General features: G+C 69.5%; 19 protein-coding genes and 1 tRNA gene. 9 read left to right on the top strand and 11 right to left on the bottom strand.

Annotated elements, in window-relative coordinates; genetic code table 11:
* The 3 genes from slmA to EZ216_RS09410 all read right to left on the bottom strand — a co-directional run bounded on the left by slmA (position 1) and on the right by EZ216_RS09410 (position 2,869).
* The gene (gene slmA, locus EZ216_RS09420; RefSeq protein ID WP_135249484.1) at positions 1-651 is read right to left on the bottom strand and encodes a nucleoid occlusion factor SlmA; all 651 of its coding nucleotides are present in this window, start codon (positions 649-651) and stop codon (positions 1-3) included.
* A 104-nt stretch (positions 652-755) separates the two neighbouring features.
* Positions 756-2,126: a sensor histidine kinase gene (locus EZ216_RS09415; protein WP_135249483.1), complete on the bottom strand. Its 1,371-nt coding sequence runs from the start codon at positions 2,124-2,126 to the stop codon at positions 756-758.
* Positions 2,127-2,164: 38 nt separating this feature from the next.
* Positions 2,165-2,869 carry a response regulator transcription factor gene (locus EZ216_RS09410; RefSeq protein WP_135249482.1) on the bottom strand — a complete coding sequence of 235 codons (705 nt, stop codon included), beginning with the start codon at positions 2,867-2,869 and terminating at the stop codon, positions 2,165-2,167.
* Positions 2,870-2,957: 88 nt separating this feature from the next.
* Here EZ216_RS09410 and EZ216_RS09405 point away from each other — a divergent pair, with 88 nt between their 5' ends.
* Positions 2,958-3,830 (top strand): phytanoyl-CoA dioxygenase family protein, encoded by an 873-nt coding sequence (locus tag EZ216_RS09405; protein ID WP_167772865.1) that lies wholly within the window; start codon positions 2,958-2,960, stop codon positions 3,828-3,830.
* Between the two features lie 7 nt (positions 3,831-3,837).
* Here the strand turns inward: EZ216_RS09405 and argB are convergent, their stop codons facing one another.
* Positions 3,838-4,725 (bottom strand): acetylglutamate kinase, encoded by an 888-nt coding sequence (gene argB, locus EZ216_RS09400; RefSeq protein ID WP_135249480.1) that lies wholly within the window; start codon positions 4,723-4,725, stop codon positions 3,838-3,840.
* 16 nt (positions 4,726-4,741) lie between these two features.
* Positions 4,742-5,659 carry an NAD-dependent epimerase/dehydratase family protein gene (locus tag EZ216_RS09395; protein WP_135249479.1) on the bottom strand — a complete coding sequence of 306 codons (918 nt, stop codon included), beginning with the start codon at positions 5,657-5,659 and terminating at the stop codon, positions 4,742-4,744.
* 46 nt (positions 5,660-5,705) lie between these two features.
* Between EZ216_RS09395 and EZ216_RS09390 the strand changes: the two genes are divergently transcribed.
* Positions 5,706-6,767 carry a CDP-6-deoxy-delta-3,4-glucoseen reductase gene (locus EZ216_RS09390; RefSeq protein WP_135249478.1) on the top strand — a complete coding sequence of 354 codons (1,062 nt, stop codon included), beginning with the start codon at positions 5,706-5,708 and terminating at the stop codon, positions 6,765-6,767.
* Positions 6,768-6,779: 12 nt separating this feature from the next.
* Here the strand turns inward: EZ216_RS09390 and EZ216_RS09385 are convergent, their stop codons facing one another.
* On the bottom strand, positions 6,780-7,793 hold the full coding sequence (locus EZ216_RS09385; protein WP_135249477.1) for an NAD(P)-dependent oxidoreductase: 1,014 nt from the start codon (positions 7,791-7,793) through the stop codon (positions 6,780-6,782).
* 106 nt (positions 7,794-7,899) lie between these two features.
* Between EZ216_RS09385 and galU the strand changes: the two genes are divergently transcribed.
* Positions 7,900-8,787: a UTP--glucose-1-phosphate uridylyltransferase GalU gene (gene galU, locus EZ216_RS09380; RefSeq protein WP_135249476.1), complete on the top strand. Its 888-nt coding sequence runs from the start codon at positions 7,900-7,902 to the stop codon at positions 8,785-8,787.
* Between the two features lie 66 nt (positions 8,788-8,853).
* On the opposite strand, the gene EZ216_RS09375 is transcribed toward galU, so the two are convergent.
* Positions 8,854-9,081, bottom strand: coding sequence for a sulfurtransferase TusA family protein (locus EZ216_RS09375; RefSeq protein WP_135249475.1), 228 nt, complete (start codon positions 9,079-9,081; stop codon positions 8,854-8,856).
* A gap of 109 nt (positions 9,082-9,190) precedes the next feature.
* Between EZ216_RS09375 and rfbB the strand changes: the two genes are divergently transcribed.
* Genes rfbB through rfbC form a run of 4 tightly spaced genes read left to right on the top strand, consistent with a single transcriptional unit; the run spans position 9,191 to position 12,617 of the window.
* Positions 9,191-10,252: a dTDP-glucose 4,6-dehydratase gene (rfbB, locus tag EZ216_RS09370; protein WP_135249474.1), complete on the top strand. Its 1,062-nt coding sequence runs from the start codon at positions 9,191-9,193 to the stop codon at positions 10,250-10,252.
* Positions 10,249-11,169: a dTDP-4-dehydrorhamnose reductase gene (gene rfbD, locus EZ216_RS09365; protein WP_135249473.1), complete on the top strand. Its 921-nt coding sequence runs from the start codon at positions 10,249-10,251 to the stop codon at positions 11,167-11,169. Before rfbB ends, rfbD begins: the two co-directional genes overlap by 4 nt.
* Before the next feature lies 1 nt (position 11,170).
* A complete protein-coding gene (rfbA, locus tag EZ216_RS09360; protein WP_205959647.1) occupies positions 11,171-12,058 on the top strand; it encodes a glucose-1-phosphate thymidylyltransferase RfbA in 888 nt (295 codons plus the stop codon).
* A 7-nt stretch (positions 12,059-12,065) separates the two neighbouring features.
* Positions 12,066-12,617: a dTDP-4-dehydrorhamnose 3,5-epimerase gene (rfbC, locus tag EZ216_RS09355; protein WP_135249472.1), complete on the top strand. Its 552-nt coding sequence runs from the start codon at positions 12,066-12,068 to the stop codon at positions 12,615-12,617.
* Positions 12,618-12,630: 13 nt separating this feature from the next.
* On the opposite strand, the gene EZ216_RS09350 is transcribed toward rfbC, so the two are convergent.
* Both EZ216_RS09350 and cysM read right to left on the bottom strand, forming a co-directional pair.
* Positions 12,631-13,164, bottom strand: a complete 534-nt coding sequence (locus EZ216_RS09350) for an NUDIX hydrolase (RefSeq protein ID WP_135249471.1) — start codon at positions 13,162-13,164, stop codon at positions 12,631-12,633.
* Positions 13,161-14,072 (bottom strand): cysteine synthase CysM, encoded by a 912-nt coding sequence (cysM, locus tag EZ216_RS09345; protein ID WP_135249470.1) that lies wholly within the window; start codon positions 14,070-14,072, stop codon positions 13,161-13,163. Before cysM ends, EZ216_RS09350 begins: the two co-directional genes overlap by 4 nt.
* A 38-nt stretch (positions 14,073-14,110) precedes the next feature.
* Between cysM and EZ216_RS09340 the strand changes: the two genes are divergently transcribed.
* A tRNA-Leu gene (locus EZ216_RS09340) sits at positions 14,111-14,197 on the top strand.
* A gap of 116 nt (positions 14,198-14,313) precedes the next feature.
* On the opposite strand, the gene EZ216_RS09335 is transcribed toward EZ216_RS09340, so the two are convergent.
* Both EZ216_RS09335 and EZ216_RS09330 read right to left on the bottom strand, forming a co-directional pair.
* Positions 14,314-14,652 (bottom strand): hypothetical protein, encoded by a 339-nt coding sequence (locus tag EZ216_RS09335; protein WP_135249469.1) that lies wholly within the window; start codon positions 14,650-14,652, stop codon positions 14,314-14,316.
* 237 nt (positions 14,653-14,889) lie between these two features.
* Positions 14,890-15,258: an H-NS histone family protein gene (locus EZ216_RS09330; RefSeq protein ID WP_135249468.1), complete on the bottom strand. Its 369-nt coding sequence runs from the start codon at positions 15,256-15,258 to the stop codon at positions 14,890-14,892.
* 163 nt (positions 15,259-15,421) lie between these two features.
* Here EZ216_RS09330 and EZ216_RS09325 point away from each other — a divergent pair, with 163 nt between their 5' ends.
* Positions 15,422-16,453: a S1C family serine protease gene (locus EZ216_RS09325; RefSeq protein ID WP_135249467.1), complete on the top strand. Its 1,032-nt coding sequence runs from the start codon at positions 15,422-15,424 to the stop codon at positions 16,451-16,453.
* Positions 16,454-16,500: the final 47 nt, after the last annotated feature.

Raw genomic sequence — 16,500 nt, 5'->3', positions numbered from 1 at the left:
TCAGAGCATCAGGGCGAGGCTGGCCTCGAGGTGCTCCGACGGGCTGCGGCGGAAGCCCGAGCGCGCGAAGCGCTGCAGCCGCCCGACGACGAAGGCCGTGAGCATGGCGGCGCGCACCTGCGCGTCCAGCGTCGGCGTGGCCGAGCCGTCCTCGGCGCCGCGCAGGCACTGCTTGAGGGTGGACTCGATCTTGTCGAAGAACTGGTTCATGCGCTGCTGCAGGCGCTCGTTCTCGAAGACCAGCGCGTCGCCGACCATCACGCGGGTCATGCCCGGGTTCTTCTCGGCGAACTGGACCAACATGGTGACGATGCGGGCCGCCTGGCGGGCGCCGGGCTCGCCGCCTTCGGCGCCCTGGTCGCGTTCCTGGATCTGGTTGACCAGGGTGAAGACGCTCTGCTCGATGAACTCGATCAGGCCTTCGAACATCTGCGCCTTGCTGGCGAAGTGGCGGTACAGCGCCGCTTCGCTGACTTCCAGGCGCGCCGCCAGCGCGGCGGTGGTGATGCGCTCGGCGCCGGGCTGCTCCAGCATCATCGCCAGCGCCTGCAGGATCTGCACCCGCCGTTCGCCCGGTTTCGGTCGCTTGCGCGCGGGGGCCGCCGCTTCGGCGGCGGGGTTGGCGGGCGGGCTGAGCTCGGCGTCGGACATCGGTCTGGCTATGGATGGGTTGCGGGGCATTCTCGCACACCGATGGGCAGGGTCTGCCCCGATGCGCGCCTTGGCCGCTTGCGGTTCTGCGGCCAAGTGCGCGCTTACAACACCAGTGCCAGCGACACCCGCAGGCCGCGCCCGCCGAAGCCCGGATGCAGCTCCAGCTGGCCGTGGTGGACCCGCGCGATCTCCTGCGCGATGGCCAGCCCCAGCCCGTTGCCCTCGCCGCCCGTGCCCTGCACGCGGTAGAAGCGTTCGAGCACCTTGGCGCGCTCGGCTTCCGGCACGCCGGGACCGTCGTCTTCCACTTCCAGGAAAGCCTGGCCGCCACGCATGCCGCACCGCAGCGTCACCGTGCCGCCCTCTGGCGTGTACTTGACCGCGTTGTCCAGCACGTTGCCCACCAGCTCTCGCAGCAGCCAGTCGTGGCCCATCACGTGCACCGGCTGCGCGTCCAGTCCCAGGTCGATGTGCCTGGCGGTGGCGGCGTCCAGGTGCGCCTGCAGCAAGTCCTCGCACAAGGCCTTCAGGTCAACGCGCTGCATGGGCTGCGCTTCCATCGTGCGCGCGTCGGCGCGCGACAGCGCGAGCAGCTGGTTCGCCAGCTGCGAGGTGCGGCGGGTGGCGCCGCGCAGCTTGCTTACCTGCTCGGCCGGCAAGGTGACCGCCCCTCCCCGTCCGGACGCCTCCGCGGCCTGCGCCCAGGCTTCCACCTGCGCCTGCAAGCCCGCGAGCGGCGTGCGCAGCTGGTGGGCGGCATCGGCGACGAACCGGCGCTGGCTTTCGGCCTGCGCATTCACCAGACCGAACAGCCGGTTGAGCGACGTCACCAGCGGCCGCACCTCCTCCGGCGATTCGCCTTCGTCCAGCGCGCTGAGGTCGCGCGGCGAGCGGCGCTCCACCGCGTTCTTCAATTCCAGCAGCGGCCGCAGCGCCCGTTCCACCGCCCAGCCGACGGCGAAGGCGGCGGCGGCGACCAGCACCAGGTTGGGCAGCAGCACGCGGAAGAAGATGGAGCGCGCCCACTGCTGCCGCGGGTCGGTGCCGTCGGCCAGCGCGACGACGATCTCGCCGACCGCCGTCTGCTGCCGCTGCCGCGCGATGCGCCAGGTGACGCCGGCGTGCTCCTCGCTGTGGAACTCCAGGCCCTGGTCGGTGGGTGGCAGGCCGTTGAGCCATGGCTCGCCCAGCAGCACGGTGCCGTCGGGGTCGCTGATGCCGAAGGTGGCATTGCCCTGGCGGATGAACTCTTCGACCTGCGGCGCCAGCAGCAGCAACGGCGGGTCGCTGGGCTTCACGCCCGAGCCGATGACGGAATCGGCCACCAGCGGCAACAGCGCTGCCAGGCGCTCGTCCTGCTGCAGCGCGACGTTGTCGGCGGAGCGGTAGTCGAACCACGCGTTGGCCAGCGCCAGCAGCACCAGCGGCACGATGAGCATGACCAGCAGCCGCCGCCGCAGGCCGGTGAGCATGCGCTCGCCGCGCGCCGCCGCAGGCGCGCGAAACCGCATCACGATGCCGGCTCGCCCTGCAGCTCCAGCCGGTAGCCGAAGCCGCGGATGGACCGCAGCGCCACGCCGTGCGGTTCCAGCTTGCCGCGCAGGCGCGAGATGTAGACCTCCACCGCGTTGGGCGTGATCTCCTTGTCCCAGCCGGTCAGCGCCTGCAGCAGCTTTTCCTTGCTGGCCGGCTTGGGCGCGTTGAGCATCAGGTACTCCAGCACCGTCCACTCGCGCGGGCCCAGGTCGATGGTGGCGCCCGGCCCGCCGCCGCGGCGGGCGCTGGCGCGCCGGTTGGCGGTGTCCAGCTCGATGGGGCCGAAGCTCAGCACCGCGCTGGTGGCCGCCTGCGAGCGCCGCAGCAGCGCGCGCAGGCGCGCCAGCAGCTCGGGCAGCTCGAACGGCTTGATCATGTAGTCGTCGGCGCCCAGGTCCAGGCCCTGCACGCGGTCCTGCAGCGCGTCGCGCGCGGTAAGGATCAGCACCGGCATCTTGGGGTTGGCCATCTCGGGCCGGCGCAGGCGGCGCGTGAGTTCCAGGCCGTCCATGTGCGGCAGGCCGATGTCGACGATGGCGGCGTCGAACAGCTCGCCGCGCAGCACTTCCTCGGCGCGTTCGGCGCTGCCCACCCAGTCCACCGCGTAACCCGCGTCCGACAGTCCCAGCTTGATGCCGCTGGCCACCATCACGTCGTCCTCGACCAACAACAGTCGCATGCCTTCTTCCAGGATCGGGTCGTCTCTCTTCGCGGCCAAGTATGCACCACGCTACAGTGGCCTCTTTCCCCGGCAGCTGGAGAGTGCGATGGGCGCGATGGAGCAAGTGGCGGCCGCCGGCCTGGGCGATGCGGCGCTCTGGCGCTCGCTGGCCCCCGGCCTTCACCTGCACGACGAGGAGTGGCTGCAGCGGCAGCGCCCGCTGGCCATCCCGTCCGAACTGATCGAATCCTTGCGCGGTCTCTTGCGCGAGGAAGGCTACTTCCAGCTGCCGCCGCAGCCCTGGGACCTGCCGATCGATGCGATGGCGCAGCTGGTCCGCATGCTGGACGAACGCGGCATCCCGCTGCCTTTCAGCTTCATGTACGACGAGTTCTGGATCCTCTATTACCGCCTGCACGGGATGATCCAGGGCCTGCTCGGGCCCGGCTACCTGCGGCTGCCGGATTTCTGGACCTGGCTGGTGGACCCTCAGCGGCACGAATCGGGCTGGAAGCCCCACCGGGACAAAGGCTGGCAGTCACTGCGCGAGGACCGCTCGCCGAAGTCGATCACCATCTGGCTGCCGCTGACGCGCACCACGCCGCTGAACGGCTGCATGTACCTGGTGCCCGCGCACCGCGACCCGACCTACGGCACGCCCGACGACAAGGACTGGCGGCATGAGCCCGCCGACATCCGCGCGTTGCCGGCCGAAGCGGGCAGCGTGTTCTGCTGGACGCAGGCGCTGCTGCACTGGGGCTCGCGCACCAGCCCGCGCGGCGAGGCGCCGCGCATCTCCGTGGCTTTCGAGTTCCAGGCCGGCGACGTGCCGCCCTACAACCAGCCGCTGACGCAGCCGACCGAGGTGCCCGACCTGGCCTTGCGGCTGAAGCTGGTGTCCCAGCAGATCCTGCAGTACCGCCACATGTACCCGCTGGCGCCGGAGGTGGAGGCGCTGGCGAAGCGGCTGCTGGGCTGAGCGTCCGCTACTTCGAGCGGATCATGGTGCCGTAGGCCTGGTCCGTGAGGATCTCCAGCAGCATGGCGTGCGGCACGCGGCCGTCGATGATGTGCACCGCGTTCACGCCGCTGCGGGCGGCGTCCAGCGCGCCAGAGATCTTGGGCAGCATGCCGCCCGAGATGGTGCCATCCTCGAACAGTTCGTCGATCTCTCGCGCCGACAGCTCGGTGAGCAGCTTGCCGTTCTTGTCCAGCACGCCCGGCGTGTTGGTCAGCAGCACCAGCTTCTCGGCCTGCAGCACGGTGGCCAGCTTGCCGGCCACGACGTCGGCGTTGATGTTGTAGCTCTCGTTCTGCTCGCCGAAGCCGATGGGGCTGATGACGGGGATGAACTGGTCGTCCTGCAGCGCCTTCACCACCGAGGGATCGATGGCGATGATGTCGCCGACCTGGCCCACGTCGTGTTCCTTGTTCGGGTCCTTGGCGTCCACCATCTTCAGCTTGCGCGCGCGCATCAGGCCGCCGTCGCGGCCGGTCAGGCCCACGGCCTTGCCGCCGGCCTGGTTGATCAGGCCCACGATGTCCTGCTGCACCTCGCCCGCCAGCACCCACTCGACGACTTCCATCGTCTCGGCGTCGGTCACGCGCATGCCCTGGATGAACTCACCCTTCTTGCCCAGTCGGTTGAGCGCGTTCTCGATCTGCGGGCCGCCGCCGTGCACCACCACCGGGTTGATGCCCACCAGCTTGAGCAGCACCACGTCCTCGGCGAAGTCGGCCTGCAGCTCGGGGTCAGTCATCGCGTTGCCGCCGTACTTGATCACCATGGTCTTGCCATGGAACTTGCGGATGTACGGCAGCGCCTGGGCCAGGATCTCGGCCTTGTCGCGCGGTTCGATCTGGGGGGCGTTCATGGGGCGGAATTCTGCATCAGGACCCGGCCAGTCCTTCGCGGACCGTGGGATAGCGCAGCCGCACGCGCAGCTCGCGCTTCAGGCGCGTGTTGGACAACCGGCGCGACTCGCCCATGAAACTGAGCGTGGCAGCGGGCAAGGTGGCGGCCGCTTCCTCGCGCGACACGCGCCGCGGGCGCGGCAGGCCGTAGAGGTCCGCGGCCAGGTCGTAGTAGTCGCCCATTTTCAGTTCGCTGTCGTCCACCACGTTCAGCGCGCGCAGCGGCCGCGCGCGCCACAGCGCCGCCACCGTGGCACGGGCCAGGTCGTCGGCGTGGATGTGGTTGGTGTACGCGTCGTCGTTCGCCTGCAGCACCGGCAGGCCCTTCAGCAAGCGCTCGCGCGGCGTGCCGCCGGCCCGGTCCGGCGCGTAGATGCCGGGGATGCGCAGGATGGCCGTGCGTGCGCCGGACTGCCGCTCGTAGTGGCGCACGGCGTTCTCGGCATCCACGCGGCGCAGCGCGCGCGGGGTGCGGGCACGCAGGCCGCGGGTCTCATCGATGCGTTCACCGCCGCAATCGCCGTACACGCCAGTGGTGGAGCCGTAGACGAGCGCCGCCGGCGCAGACCGCCTCTGCAATGCGGCCAGCAGCGCGCGAGTGCGCGGATCGCCCCAACCGTCGCCGGGCGGCGGGGCCATCTGCACCACGCGCGTCGCCAGGCCGGCCAGCTTGGCCAGCGTGCGCGCGTCGTCCAGGTTGCCGCCCAACGGCACGATGCCCAGGGCGCGCAGCTCTTCGACACGCGCCGGCGACGAAGTCAGCGCCAGCAACCGGACGCGACTGCCGAGCTGCCGCGCCACCCGCAGCCCCACGTCGCCGCAGCCCACGATGAGGACGCGCTCGCGGCGGAAGCGCGAGGGCAGCGCGCCGAGCGGGCTTTGGATCGAGGGCAAAATAGGGCACGCCGAGTGGAAAAACGGCCCGAGGATACCGACAAACATGACTGCGCCCGAGGCCGCCGCCGGCCCTTTCCAGGTCACCGTGCAGCCCAGCGGCCGCACCTTCTCCGCCAATCCCGACGAAGCCCTGCTGGCCGCGGCCATCCGCCAGGGCATCGGCCTGCCCTACGGCTGCAAGGACGGCGCCTGCGGTTCCTGCAAGTGCAGGAAGGTGTCCGGCGACGTCGTGCACCGGGCCCACCAGAGCAAGGCGCTGAGCGGCGACGAGGAAGCCGCCGGCTACATCCTCACCTGCAGCGCGGTGGCGCAGAGCGACGTGGTGCTGGAATCGCGCCAGGTCACCGACGAGAGCGCCTTCCCGATCAGGAAGATGCCTTCGCGCGTGCTGACGCTGGAGAAGAAGTCGCACGACGTGATGGTGCTCAAGCTGCAGCTGCCGGCCAACGACGTGATGCGCTACCACGCGGGCCAGTACGTCGAATTCATCCTGCGCGACGGCGCGCGCCGCAGCTACTCGATGGCCAACGCGCCGCACAACGGTCCCGGCATCGAGCTGCACGTGCGCCACATGCTCGGCGGCAAGTTCACCGACCACGTGTTCGGCGCGATGAAGGAAAAGGAAATCCTGCGCGTCGAAGGCCCGTATGGCAGCTTCTTCCTGCGCGAGGACTCGGACAAGCCCATGGTGCTGCTGGCTTCGGGCACCGGCTTCGCGCCCATCAAGGCGTTGATCGAGCACCTGCAATACAAGGGCATCACGCGCCCGGCCACGCTGTACTGGGGCGGCCGCCGGCCGGTGGACCTGTACATGGACGATTGGGTGAAGGCCAAGTGCGCGGAGATGGGCAACCTGAAGTACGTGCCCGTGATCTCCAACGCGCTGCCCGAGGACAACTGGACCGGCCGCACCGGCTTCGTCCACAAGTCCGTGATGGAAGACTTCCCCGACCTCTCGGGCCACCAGGTCTACGCCTGCGGCGCGCCCATCGTGGTGGACTCGGCGCGGTCGGAATACAGCGCGAACGCGAAGCTGCCGCCTGAGGAGTTCTACGCCGACTCGTTCACCACCGAAGCGGACAAGCACAAGGACCCGGGGACCTGAGCCCCGGCGTCTTCACCGGATGATGAAGACGGGGTCCGCGGACGCACGCGGCGACCCGCCGCCTTCCAGGTCCATCAGCCCCGTGGGCACCTGTTCGTAGTGCCCTGACCTGGGCGCCGACAGCGTTTCGTGCAGGCGGTGCACCACGTACCAGCTGGCGCGCAGCCGCGCTTCGCGCGTGTGCGAACCCAGGCGCGGCGTGAGGAAGAGGTTCTGGCACTCGTGCAGCGGCGAGCCCTTCGACGCGAAGCCGGACTCGGCGCCATCGAGCATGGCGGCCTCGATGCGGCCGTCGTTCAGCGCACGCGCGAAGGCATTGACGTCGAACAGCTGCGAACGGCTGATGCCCACCCACACCTGCCCGGGCTTGCAATACGCCAGCAGCTTGTCGTTGATGAAGTTCTGGTAGCGCGACGCGTACATCACCTGCACCGTCACCGCGTCCGACTGCGCCATCAGCTCCTGCAGCCCGACCGGCTGGATGTTCAGGCGCGACCAGATGGGCGCCGTGTGGTGCACCGCGGGGTCGTAGCCGATGAGGCGGACGCCCAGCGCATGCAGCATCAGCGCCAGCGTGTGCGCGGTGGGCGCCAGCCCCAGGATGCCGACGACGCTGTTGTGCAGTTCGCGGCCGAGCCGCACTTCCGCGTGGCGGTCGCCGGCCAGCGCCGAGCCGATGCCGCGGCGGTACAGCGCCAGGATGGACGCGAGCAGGTACTCGGCGTTGGAGCGGACGTTGGCGGTGCTGGCGTGGATGACGCGCACGTCGCGCTCGCGGCAGGCTTCCAGGTCGGTGTTGTCGGTGCCCACGTGCATGCGGGCGACGGCCCGCAGGCGCGGCGCGAAGTCGAGGAATTCCCGGGTGACCACCACCTTGCGCGGCAGCACGACGGCCTCGGCCTTGTAGACCGCCTTGCGCAGGGAGCTGGGGTCGGCCGCCAAGTCGGGCCGCAGCTCGATGCTGTGGCGCTCCTGCAGCCACGAAAGCGCTTCGGGGACGAGCCGTTCGACCAGTAAGATGTCCACCCGATTTGCGCCCTTGTCCGACAGGGAGATCAGCCGGCGGGAAGATGAGGTACGGCTGCCTCGTGAAAAACTTCGCGGACTTTAACCAAGAACCTCTTTCCAGTCGATGAAAAATGTCACGAGGATCAACAAGGCCGTCTTCCCCGTAGCAGGGCTGGGGACGCGCTTCCTGCCGGCCACCAAGGCGATCCCGAAAGAGATGCTGCCGGTGGTGGACCGCCCCCTGATCCAGTACGCGGTCGAGGAAGCGTACGAGGCCGGCATCCGGCACATGGTGTTCGTCACCGGCCGCACCAAGCGCGCCATCGAGGACCACTTCGACCTGTCGCCCGACCTGGAAACCGAGCTGGAAGCCGGCAGGAAGACCGAGCTGCTGCAGGTCGTGCGCTCGATCACCCCGGCCGACATGTCCTTCTCGTTCGTGCGCCAGCCCAGGGCGCTGGGCCTGGGCCACGCGGTGCTCTGCGCCGCGCCCATCGTGGGCGACGAACCGTTCGCCGTGCTGCTGCCCGACGACCTGATGATCGGCAACCCCGGCGGGCCGAACGTGCTGACGCAGATGGTGCGGCAGTTCGAGAAGACGCCCACCTGCATCCTGGCGGTGCAGGAAGTGCCGCGCGAACACGTCAAGCGCTACGGCATCGTGGCCGGCCAGCCGGCCGGCGAGCGGCTCACCAGGGTGGACCGCATGGTGGAGAAGCCCGATCCCGACGCCGCGCCCTCGCGCATGGGCGTGGCCGGCCGCTACATCCTGACGCCCGGGGTGTTCGACATGATCCGCACCAACCCCAAGGGTGCGGGCGGCGAGATCCAGCTGACCGACGGCATCGCGCGGCTGATGGACGCCGAAGGCGTGCACGCCTTCCTGTACGAAGGCCGCCGCTACGACTGCGGCGCCAAGGACGGCTTCCTGGAAGCCACCGTGGACTTCGCGCTCAAGCACCCGCAGCTGGGGCCGGGCCTGCGCGAATACATCAAGGGCCTGAAGCTCTGAGGCCGGCCGTTCCGGCACGAAAAAGGCGCCCCGCGGGGCGCCTTCGTCTTTCCGCGCGGCCGGCGTTCAGCGGCGGCGCAGCACGTGGATGAACTCCTCGCCCTGCTCGGACTGGTCGACCAGCTCATTGCCGGTCTGGCGCGAGAACGCCTGGAAATCGCGCACCGACCCGGGGTCGGTCGCCACCACCTTCAGCAACTGCCCGGACTGCATGTCCGTCAGCGCCTTCTTGGCGCGCAGGATGGGCAGCGGGCAGTTCAGGCCGCGGGTATCGATTTCCTTGTCGATGTTCATGGGGTGTCCCGGAAGGTCCGGGCGATTCTAGGCCGGGCGGAACGATGTCACGCGGGCCGGGCAAGCCGGTTTGCTATTGTTGGGGACTTTTCTCAAAGCGCTTCTTGCCATGATTCTCGTCACCGGCGGCTGCGGGTTCATCGGATCCGCCTTCATCCTCGATTGGCTGGGGCTTGGCCTCGGCCCCGTGGTCAACCTGGACCTGCTGACCTATGCCGGTCATCCGGGCAACCTGCGGTCACTGGAATCCAACCCGCACTACGTGTTCGTCCGCGGCGACATCGGGGACGGTGCGCTGGTGGCCGGGTTGCTGCGCACGCACCGCCCGCGCGCCATCGTGCACTTCGCGGCGGAGAGCCACGTCGACCGATCCATCGCCGGTCCTCAGGCTTTCATCCAGACCAACGTCGTGGGCACCACCCGCCTGCTGGAGGCGGCCCATGAATACTGGCGGCAGCTGCCGCCCGGCGAAGCGGCGGCCTTCCGGTTCGTGAACGTCTCCACGGACGAGGTCTTCGGCTCGCTCGCCCCCGGCGAGCCGGCGTTCACCGAGCAGCACCAGTACCAGCCGAACAGCCCGTACTCGGCGTCGAAGGCGGCGGCCGACCATTTCGCCCGCGCCTGGCACCACACGTTCAAGCTGCCGGTCATCACGACCAACTGCTCCAACAACTACGGGCCGCGGCAGTTCCCGGAGAAGCTGATCCCCCTGATGATCCACAACGCCCGAGCGGGCAAGCCCCTGCCCGTGTACGGCGACGGGCAGCAGGTGCGCGACTGGCTGCACGTGAGCGACCATTGCTCGGCGCTGCGCGCGGTGCTCGATCGCGGCCAGCCGGGTGAGACGTACAACATCGGCGGACGCTCCGAGAAAGCCAACCTGGAGGTGGTGCACACCCTGTGCCGCGTGCTGGACGAGGCGCAGCCGGGCACGCGCCACGCCGATCTCATCCAGCACGTCAAGGACCGCCCCGGGCACGACCGGCGGTACGCCATCGACGACACGAAGATCGCCACGCAGCTCGGCTGGAAGCCGGCCATGGGTTTCGAGCAAGGGATGCGCGAAACCGTGCAGTGGTACCTGGCCAACGACGAGTGGGTGGAATCGGTCACCAGCGGCGCCTACCGCCACTGGGTGGCGCAGCAGTACGGCACGGCGCACGCGGCATGAAGATCCTGCTGTTCGGCGGCGACGGCCAGGTCGGCTGGCAGTTGCGCCGCAGCCTGTCGCTGCTGGGCGAAGTCGTCGCGCCGGCGAAAGCGGGCGGCGCGCTCTGCGGTGACCTGCGCGACGCGAGGGGCTTGCAGGCCACGGTCGATGCGGTGGCGCCGGACGCCGTGGTCAATGCCGCCGCCTACACGGCCGTCGACAAGGCCGAGGACGACGAAGCCGGCGCCTTCGCGGTGAACGCGCATGCCTGCGAAGCGCTCGCCGCGGCCAGCGCGCGCAACGGCGCCTGGCTGGTGCATTTCTCCAGCGACTACGTGTACGACGGCCAGGGCGAGCGTCCCTGGCGCGAATCCGATGCCACCGGCCCGCTCGGCGCGTACGGCCGCAGCAAGCTGGCCGGCGACCAGGCCGTGCAGCACGGCAATCCGCGGCACCTGGTGTTCCGCACCAGCTGGGTGTTCGACAGCTGGGGCAACAACTTCGCACGCAGCATCCTGAAGGCCGCGATGGCGCGCGACGAGCTCACCGTCGTCGCCGACCAGTGGGGCGCGCCCACGCGCGCCGCGCTGCTGGCTGACGTCACCGCGCATGCACTGCGCACGGTCCGTTCCGCCGGCGAGCCGCAGGCGTTCGCGGGCCTGTACCACGTCGCGCCCACCGGATTCACCAACTGGCACGAGTACGCGCAGCTCGTCGTGCGCGAAGCGCGCGCGCAAGGCCTGGCGCTGCGCTGCACGCCGGAGAACGTGCGGCCCATCCCCTCTTCCGCCTACCCGGTCCGCGCCACGCGGCCCAAGAACTCGCGGCTGGACACCGAACGCCTGCGCGAGACCTTCCAGCTGGCCCTGCCGCCGTGGCAGGATGGCGTTCGCGCCGTCGTCGCCGAGCTGGCCCGCCAATTCCCCGCAACCGCCTGACATGCCCGTGACCCCCCCCGCCCGCAAGGGCATCATCCTGGCCGGCGGCGCCGGCACGCGCTTGCACCCGGCCACGCTGGCCATCAGCAAGCAGCTGCTGCCGGTGTTCGACAAACCGATGATCTATTACCCGCTGGCCACGCTGATGCTGGCGGGCATCCGCGATGTGCTGGTGATCAGCACGCCGCAGGACACGCCGCGGTTCGAGCAGCTGCTGGGCGACGGCTCGCAGTGGGGCATGAACCTGTCGTATGCCGTGCAGCCTCGCCCCGAAGGCCTGGCGCAGGCGTTCATCATCGGCCGGCAGTTCATCGGCGGCGCCCCCAGCGCGCTGGTGCTGGGCGACAACATCTTCTACGGCCACGACCTGGTGAAGCTGCTGAGGGACGCGAACGACGAGCCCGAAGGCGCCACCGTGTTCGCCTACCACGTGCGTGATCCGGAACGCTACGGCGTGGTCGCCTTCGATGCGCAAGGCCGCGCCACCTCCATCGAGGAGAAGCCCGCGCAGCCCAAGAGCAGCTGCGCGGTCACGGGCCTGTACTTTTACGACGCCGACGTGTGCGACGTCGCCGCCGCCGTGAAACCTTCCGCGCGCGGCGAACTGGAGATCACCAGCGTCAACCAGCACTACCTGGCGCAAGGCCGGCTGCACGTGCAGACCATGGGCCGCGGCTTCGCCTGGCTGGACACCGGCACGCACGAATCGCTGCTGGAAGCGACGCAGTTCATCCACACGCTGGAGCAGCGCCAGGGCCTGAAGGTCGCCTGCCCCGAGGAGATCGCCTGGCGCAGCGGCTGGATCAGCGACTCGCAGCTGGTGACGCTGGCCGAGCCGCTGGGCAAGAGCAGCTACGGCAACTACTTGCACGGCCTGCTGAAAGGCTGAGCGCGCCATGAAGGTCACGCCCACCCGTCTTCCCGAGGTGCTGGTCATCGAGCCGCGCGTGTTCGGCGACGAGCGCGGCTTCTTCCTGGAAAGCTGGAACCAGCGCGCGTTCGACGAAGCGGTGGGCCGGCCGGTCGCCTTCGTGCAGGACAACCATTCGCGCTCGGCGCGTGGCGTGCTGCGCGGCCTGCACTACCAGCTGACCCAGCCGCAGGGCAAGCTGGTGCGCGTGACCAGCGGGCGGGTGTTCGACGTCGCGGTGGACATGCGCAAGTCATCGCCGCGCTTCGGGCAGTGGGAGGGCGTGGAGCTCTCGGCCGAGAACCATCGCCAGCTCTGGGTGCCGCCCGGCTTCGCGCACGGTTTCGTCGTGCTGTCCGAACGCGCCGACTTCCTCTACAAGACCACCGACTTCTACCAGCCGGCTGACGAGAAGGCGCTGGCATGGAACGACCCGCACGTGGGCGTGCAGTGGCCGCTAGAAGAGATCGGAACGCCCGCGCTTTCGGCCAAGGACCAGGCCGCGCCGCGCTGGGACGAGGCCGCGTTCTACGACTGAAGCGGCGCGCGCCTCATTCGGCGCGCCGCGACCACTCCACGAATTCCGGGTCGTAGCCCTTGGTGCGCAGCCAGTCGGCCAGCGCATAGCCCGTGCCCGCGGGCCAGCACTTCACCTGGCCGTACTCGTACAGGCGCCAGTCCACCAGCTCGGGCGAGAGCTTCACCTCGCCTTCGGCCGGCACGTGGTAAGCGATGATCACCTGGTTCATGCGCTGGAAGTCGTAGACGCCGATCAGGTTGACTTCCAGCGCGTCGAGGTTGGTCTCTTCCTTCACCTCGCGCCGGATGCCTTCCTGCGGCGTCTCGCCCGCTTCCATGAAGCCGGTGATCAGCGCGTACATCTTCGCCGGCCAGGCCGCGTTGCGCGCCAGCAGGATGCGGTCCTGGTACTGCACCACCGCGGCCAGCACCGGCGTCGGGTTGTTCCAGTGCGTCCAGCCGCAAGCCGGGCAGCGCAGGCGCTCCTTCGCGCCGCCGTCTTCCATCAGCGTGATGGGCTGCAGCGCGGTGGCGCACTGCGGGCAGAACTTGAATGCCGCGCTCACGCGGGGAACACGCCGGTGGACAGGTAGCGGTCGCCGCGGTCGCAGACCACGAACACGATGGTGGCGTTCTCCACCTGGGCCGAAACTTGCAGTGCGGCCCACAGCGCGCCCGCCGCGGAGATGCCGGCGAAGATGCCTTCCTCGCGCGCGAGGCGCCGGCACATCTCCTCGGCGTCGTCCTGGCCCACGTTGACCGTCTCGTCGACGTTGGACGGGTCGTAGATCTTGGGCAGGTACTCCTGCGGCCACTTGCGGATGCCGGGGATGCGCGAGCCTTCGTTGGGCTGCGCGCCGACGATGCGCACCTTCGGATTCTTCTCCTTCAGGAAACGCGACACGCCGGTGATGGTGCCGGTGGTGCCCATCGCGCTGACGAAGTGCGTGATGCGCCCGCCGGTCTGCTCCCACAGCTCGGGGCCCGTGGTCTCGTAGTGGATGCGCGGGTTGTCGGGGTTGGCGAACTGGTCCAGCACGCGGCCCTTGCCTTCGCGCTGCATGTTCTCGGCCAGGTCGCGCGCGTATTCCATGCCGCCGCTCTTGGGCGTGAGCAGCAGCTCGGCGCCGAAAGCCTTCATCGTCTGCGCGCGCTCGATGGACAGGTCCTCCGGCATGATCAGCACCATGCGGTAGCCCCGGATGGCCGCCGCCATGGCCAGCGCGATGCCGGTGTTGCCGGAGGTGGCCTCGATCAGCGTGTCGCCGGGCTTGATCTCGCCGCGCTCCTCCGCGCGCCGGATCATCGACAGCGCCGGCCGGTCCTTCACCGAGCCGGCCGGGTTGTTGCCCTCGAGCTTGCCGAGGATGACATTGCCGCGCTTTCGGTTGTCTTCAGCGCCGATGCGCTGCAGCGCGACGAGCGGCGTTTTGCCGACGGCGTCCTCGATGGTCGGGTAGGTGCGCGGGTCCATCGCGGCACTGTGCCATAATTTTTTTCTCCCTTTCCGCTGCCGGAGTGGCGAAATCGGTAGACGCAGCAGACTCAAAATCTGCCGTTGGCAACAACGTGCCGGTTCGATTCCGGCCTCCGGCACCACCCATGCATTCCCTGTTGGCCGTCCTCGTCAACGCGGCCCCGCTGGCCGCCTTCGGGGCGGTGCTCTATTTCGTGGCCGCGCGCCAACCGGCACGCCCGCACGAATCAGGCGTGGATCAGGCGCTGGCCGCGCCGGGCTCGGTGGAACGCCAGGAGTAGAGCAGCGTCTCGCGCTCCTCGATGCGGCGCGCGAGCTTGAGGGTGGCGGCGTCCACCACCGCTGTGATGGCGGCTTCCGGGCTGCCCAGCGGGCCGGCGACGACCTTGGCCTGGGCCGATGCGCCCCACACCGATTCGGGACGCTGACCGCACACCTTGGCGTAACCGTAGAAGCCTTCGAGCGACTCCACGCTGTAGCAGGCCAGGTAGTAGCCGCAGATCGGGCCCAACACCTCTTCCAGGCTGTCCTTGCCCGGCTGGCTCGGTAGGGTGTCGACGAATCCCAGGGTGCCCATCCAGCTCATCCTAAGGCCGGAAGCGGTTGCCATGCTGACGTCCACGTCAGCTTCCGAGGAAAAAAGAAAGACGCCCGGCACGCGGCCGGGCGAAGAACCTCCATGGCTGGGATCGCAACCAAGGCTTCGATCCCGGAAAGAATGATCGCCGGGCAGCCCGGCCGGCTGCGTCAGGCTCAGCCGCGTGAAGCAGCTCGGCGGTTTCGCATGACGGTGTAGGCCGATGTCCCAGCCGAGCTAGGCCACCGCGAACTCTTCGAGCTTGCGGCCTTCGGCCAGCGCCTGCACCACCCAGCGCGGCTTGCGCCCGCGGCCGCCCGACCAGGTTTCCCCGTTGGGACCGCGGTACTTCGCCGGCGCGGTGGACTTGGCGCGGCCGCGGCCCTTGGTTGCCGGCTTGGCGGAAGCCGCGGCCTTCTTGCGCGCGGGCGCGGCGGCCCTGGGCGAAGCAGCTTGCGCCAGGCCCAGGTCGCGTGCGGTCAGGCCATAAGCCTTGATCTTGGCCTTGAGCTCGGCGATGACCTGCTCGATCTCCTGGCGCCGCAGCTGCTCGGCCTCGGCCATCAGCTTCTCGGCCTGCTGCTTCAGTTCCAGGTAGGTGGTCATCGTCAAGGCTCCTTGCGCGAGGGTGGCGGCGCGTCGTGCACCGCGTGCGTGCGCGGCATTCTAGGCGCGCGGATGGGCTCTTCACGCGGCCGCGTCCCCTTGCTTGCGAAGGCCATCGCGAAGGCGCATCCTTGTCGCCCCCTTTCGAAGCGAAGGAGCCGCCATGGCCACGCCCGCCGCACCAATCCTTTCATGGTCTCGCGCGTGGGCACTGCTGTTCGCCTGGTGCGCGGCCTGCGCGTGGGGCGCCACCGGCGGCTCGCAGCAGGCTTCAGTGGAGGCCCTGACACGCGCGCATGCGGCCGTCGTCGGCATCAGCGTCAACGCCACAGAAGGCGCGCGATCGGCGGACACGCTGGGCCGCGAACGCAGCGGCTCCGGCGTGGTGATCGGCCCGGACGGGCTCGTGCTCACCATCGGCTACCTGATGCTGGAAGCCGAGAACATCCAGGTCGTCACGCAGGACCAGCGCACGCTGCCGGCCCGCGCCGTGGCCTACGACCTGGCCACCGGCTTCGGGCTCGTGCGCACGCTGCTGCCGCTGCGCGGCATCACGCCCGTCACGCTGGGCTCCATCGCCGACCTGCAGCCCGGCGACGCGCTGATGGCCGCCACCGGCGGCGAGGACAGCGACGTCCTGCTCACGCAGGTGGTGGGCAAGCGGCCGTTCTCCGGCTACTGGGAATACCACATCGACAGCGCGCTCTTCACCAGCCCGCCCATCGCCAACCACAGCGGTGCGCCGGTGTTCAACCAGCGCGGCGAGCTGGTGGGCATCGGCAGCCTCATCGTCGCCGACGCCACGGGGCTGGGCCGGCCCCTGCCGGGCAACATGTTCGTCCCCGTCGACCTGCTCAAGCCCATCCTGCCGGAGCTGCTGAAGTCCGGCAGCTCGCGCCAGAGCCGGCGGCCCTGGCTGGGCCTGACCTCCAGCGAGCGCGGCGGCCAGGTGCAGATCGTCCGCGTGAACCGCGACAGCCCCGCGGAAGCCGCGGGGCTGCAACCCGGCGACGTCGTGCTGTCGGTCGACGGCGTGCGGGTGGCCTCGCTGGAAGAGTTCTACAAGAAGCTCTGGGACCGCGCCGCCCCGGACACCGAGGTGCGCCTCACCGTGCTGCAAGGCGCGGACACGCGCACCCTCACGATCAAGCCGGTGGACCGGATGAGCACCATGGCCAAGCCGGCGGGCATCTAGCCGACGGCCCCACGGCATCTTGTCCGACAGGCGCTGGCCCATCCGTC

Origin of the sequence: Ramlibacter humi (genome assembly GCF_004681975.1) — a bacterium.
In the GTDB taxonomy this organism is placed as follows: Bacteria; Pseudomonadota; Gammaproteobacteria; order Burkholderiales; family Burkholderiaceae_C; genus Ramlibacter; species Ramlibacter humi.
Note: the sequence above shows the minus strand (reverse complement) of the source record. Positions and strands in the feature narration are given on the sequence as shown.

What these genes read in the sequence shown, in the direction of transcription:
- slmA (WP_135249484.1), bottom strand. Translation starts at nt 651, where the DNA reads ATGTCCGACGCCGAGCTCAGCCCGCCCGCCAACCCCGCCGCCGAAGCG.
- EZ216_RS09415 (WP_135249483.1), bottom strand. Translation starts at nt 2,126, where the DNA reads ATGCTCACCGGCCTGCGGCGGCGGCTGCTGGTCATGCTCATCGTGCCG.
- EZ216_RS09410 (WP_135249482.1), bottom strand. Translation starts at nt 2,869, where the DNA reads ATGCGACTGTTGTTGGTCGAGGACGACGTGATGGTGGCCAGCGGCATC.
- EZ216_RS09405 (WP_167772865.1), top strand. Translation starts at nt 2,958, where the DNA reads ATGGGCGCGATGGAGCAAGTGGCGGCCGCCGGCCTGGGCGATGCGGCG.
- argB (WP_135249480.1), bottom strand. Translation starts at nt 4,725, where the DNA reads ATGAACGCCCCCCAGATCGAACCGCGCGACAAGGCCGAGATCCTGGCC.
- EZ216_RS09390 (WP_135249478.1), top strand. Translation starts at nt 5,706, where the DNA reads ATGACTGCGCCCGAGGCCGCCGCCGGCCCTTTCCAGGTCACCGTGCAG.
- galU (WP_135249476.1), top strand. Translation starts at nt 7,900, where the DNA reads ATGAAAAATGTCACGAGGATCAACAAGGCCGTCTTCCCCGTAGCAGGG.
- EZ216_RS09375 (WP_135249475.1), bottom strand. Translation starts at nt 9,081, where the DNA reads ATGAACATCGACAAGGAAATCGATACCCGCGGCCTGAACTGCCCGCTG.
- rfbB (WP_135249474.1), top strand. Translation starts at nt 9,191, where the DNA reads ATGATTCTCGTCACCGGCGGCTGCGGGTTCATCGGATCCGCCTTCATC.
- rfbD (WP_135249473.1), top strand. Translation starts at nt 10,249, where the DNA reads ATGAAGATCCTGCTGTTCGGCGGCGACGGCCAGGTCGGCTGGCAGTTG.
- rfbA (WP_205959647.1), top strand. Translation starts at nt 11,171, where the DNA reads ATGCCCGTGACCCCCCCCGCCCGCAAGGGCATCATCCTGGCCGGCGGC.
- rfbC (WP_135249472.1), top strand. Translation starts at nt 12,066, where the DNA reads ATGAAGGTCACGCCCACCCGTCTTCCCGAGGTGCTGGTCATCGAGCCG.
- cysM (WP_135249470.1), bottom strand. Translation starts at nt 14,072, where the DNA reads ATGGACCCGCGCACCTACCCGACCATCGAGGACGCCGTCGGCAAAACG.
- EZ216_RS09335 (WP_135249469.1), bottom strand. Translation starts at nt 14,652, where the DNA reads ATGGGCACCCTGGGATTCGTCGACACCCTACCGAGCCAGCCGGGCAAG.
- EZ216_RS09330 (WP_135249468.1), bottom strand. Translation starts at nt 15,258, where the DNA reads ATGACCACCTACCTGGAACTGAAGCAGCAGGCCGAGAAGCTGATGGCC.
- EZ216_RS09325 (WP_135249467.1), top strand. Translation starts at nt 15,422, where the DNA reads ATGGCCACGCCCGCCGCACCAATCCTTTCATGGTCTCGCGCGTGGGCA.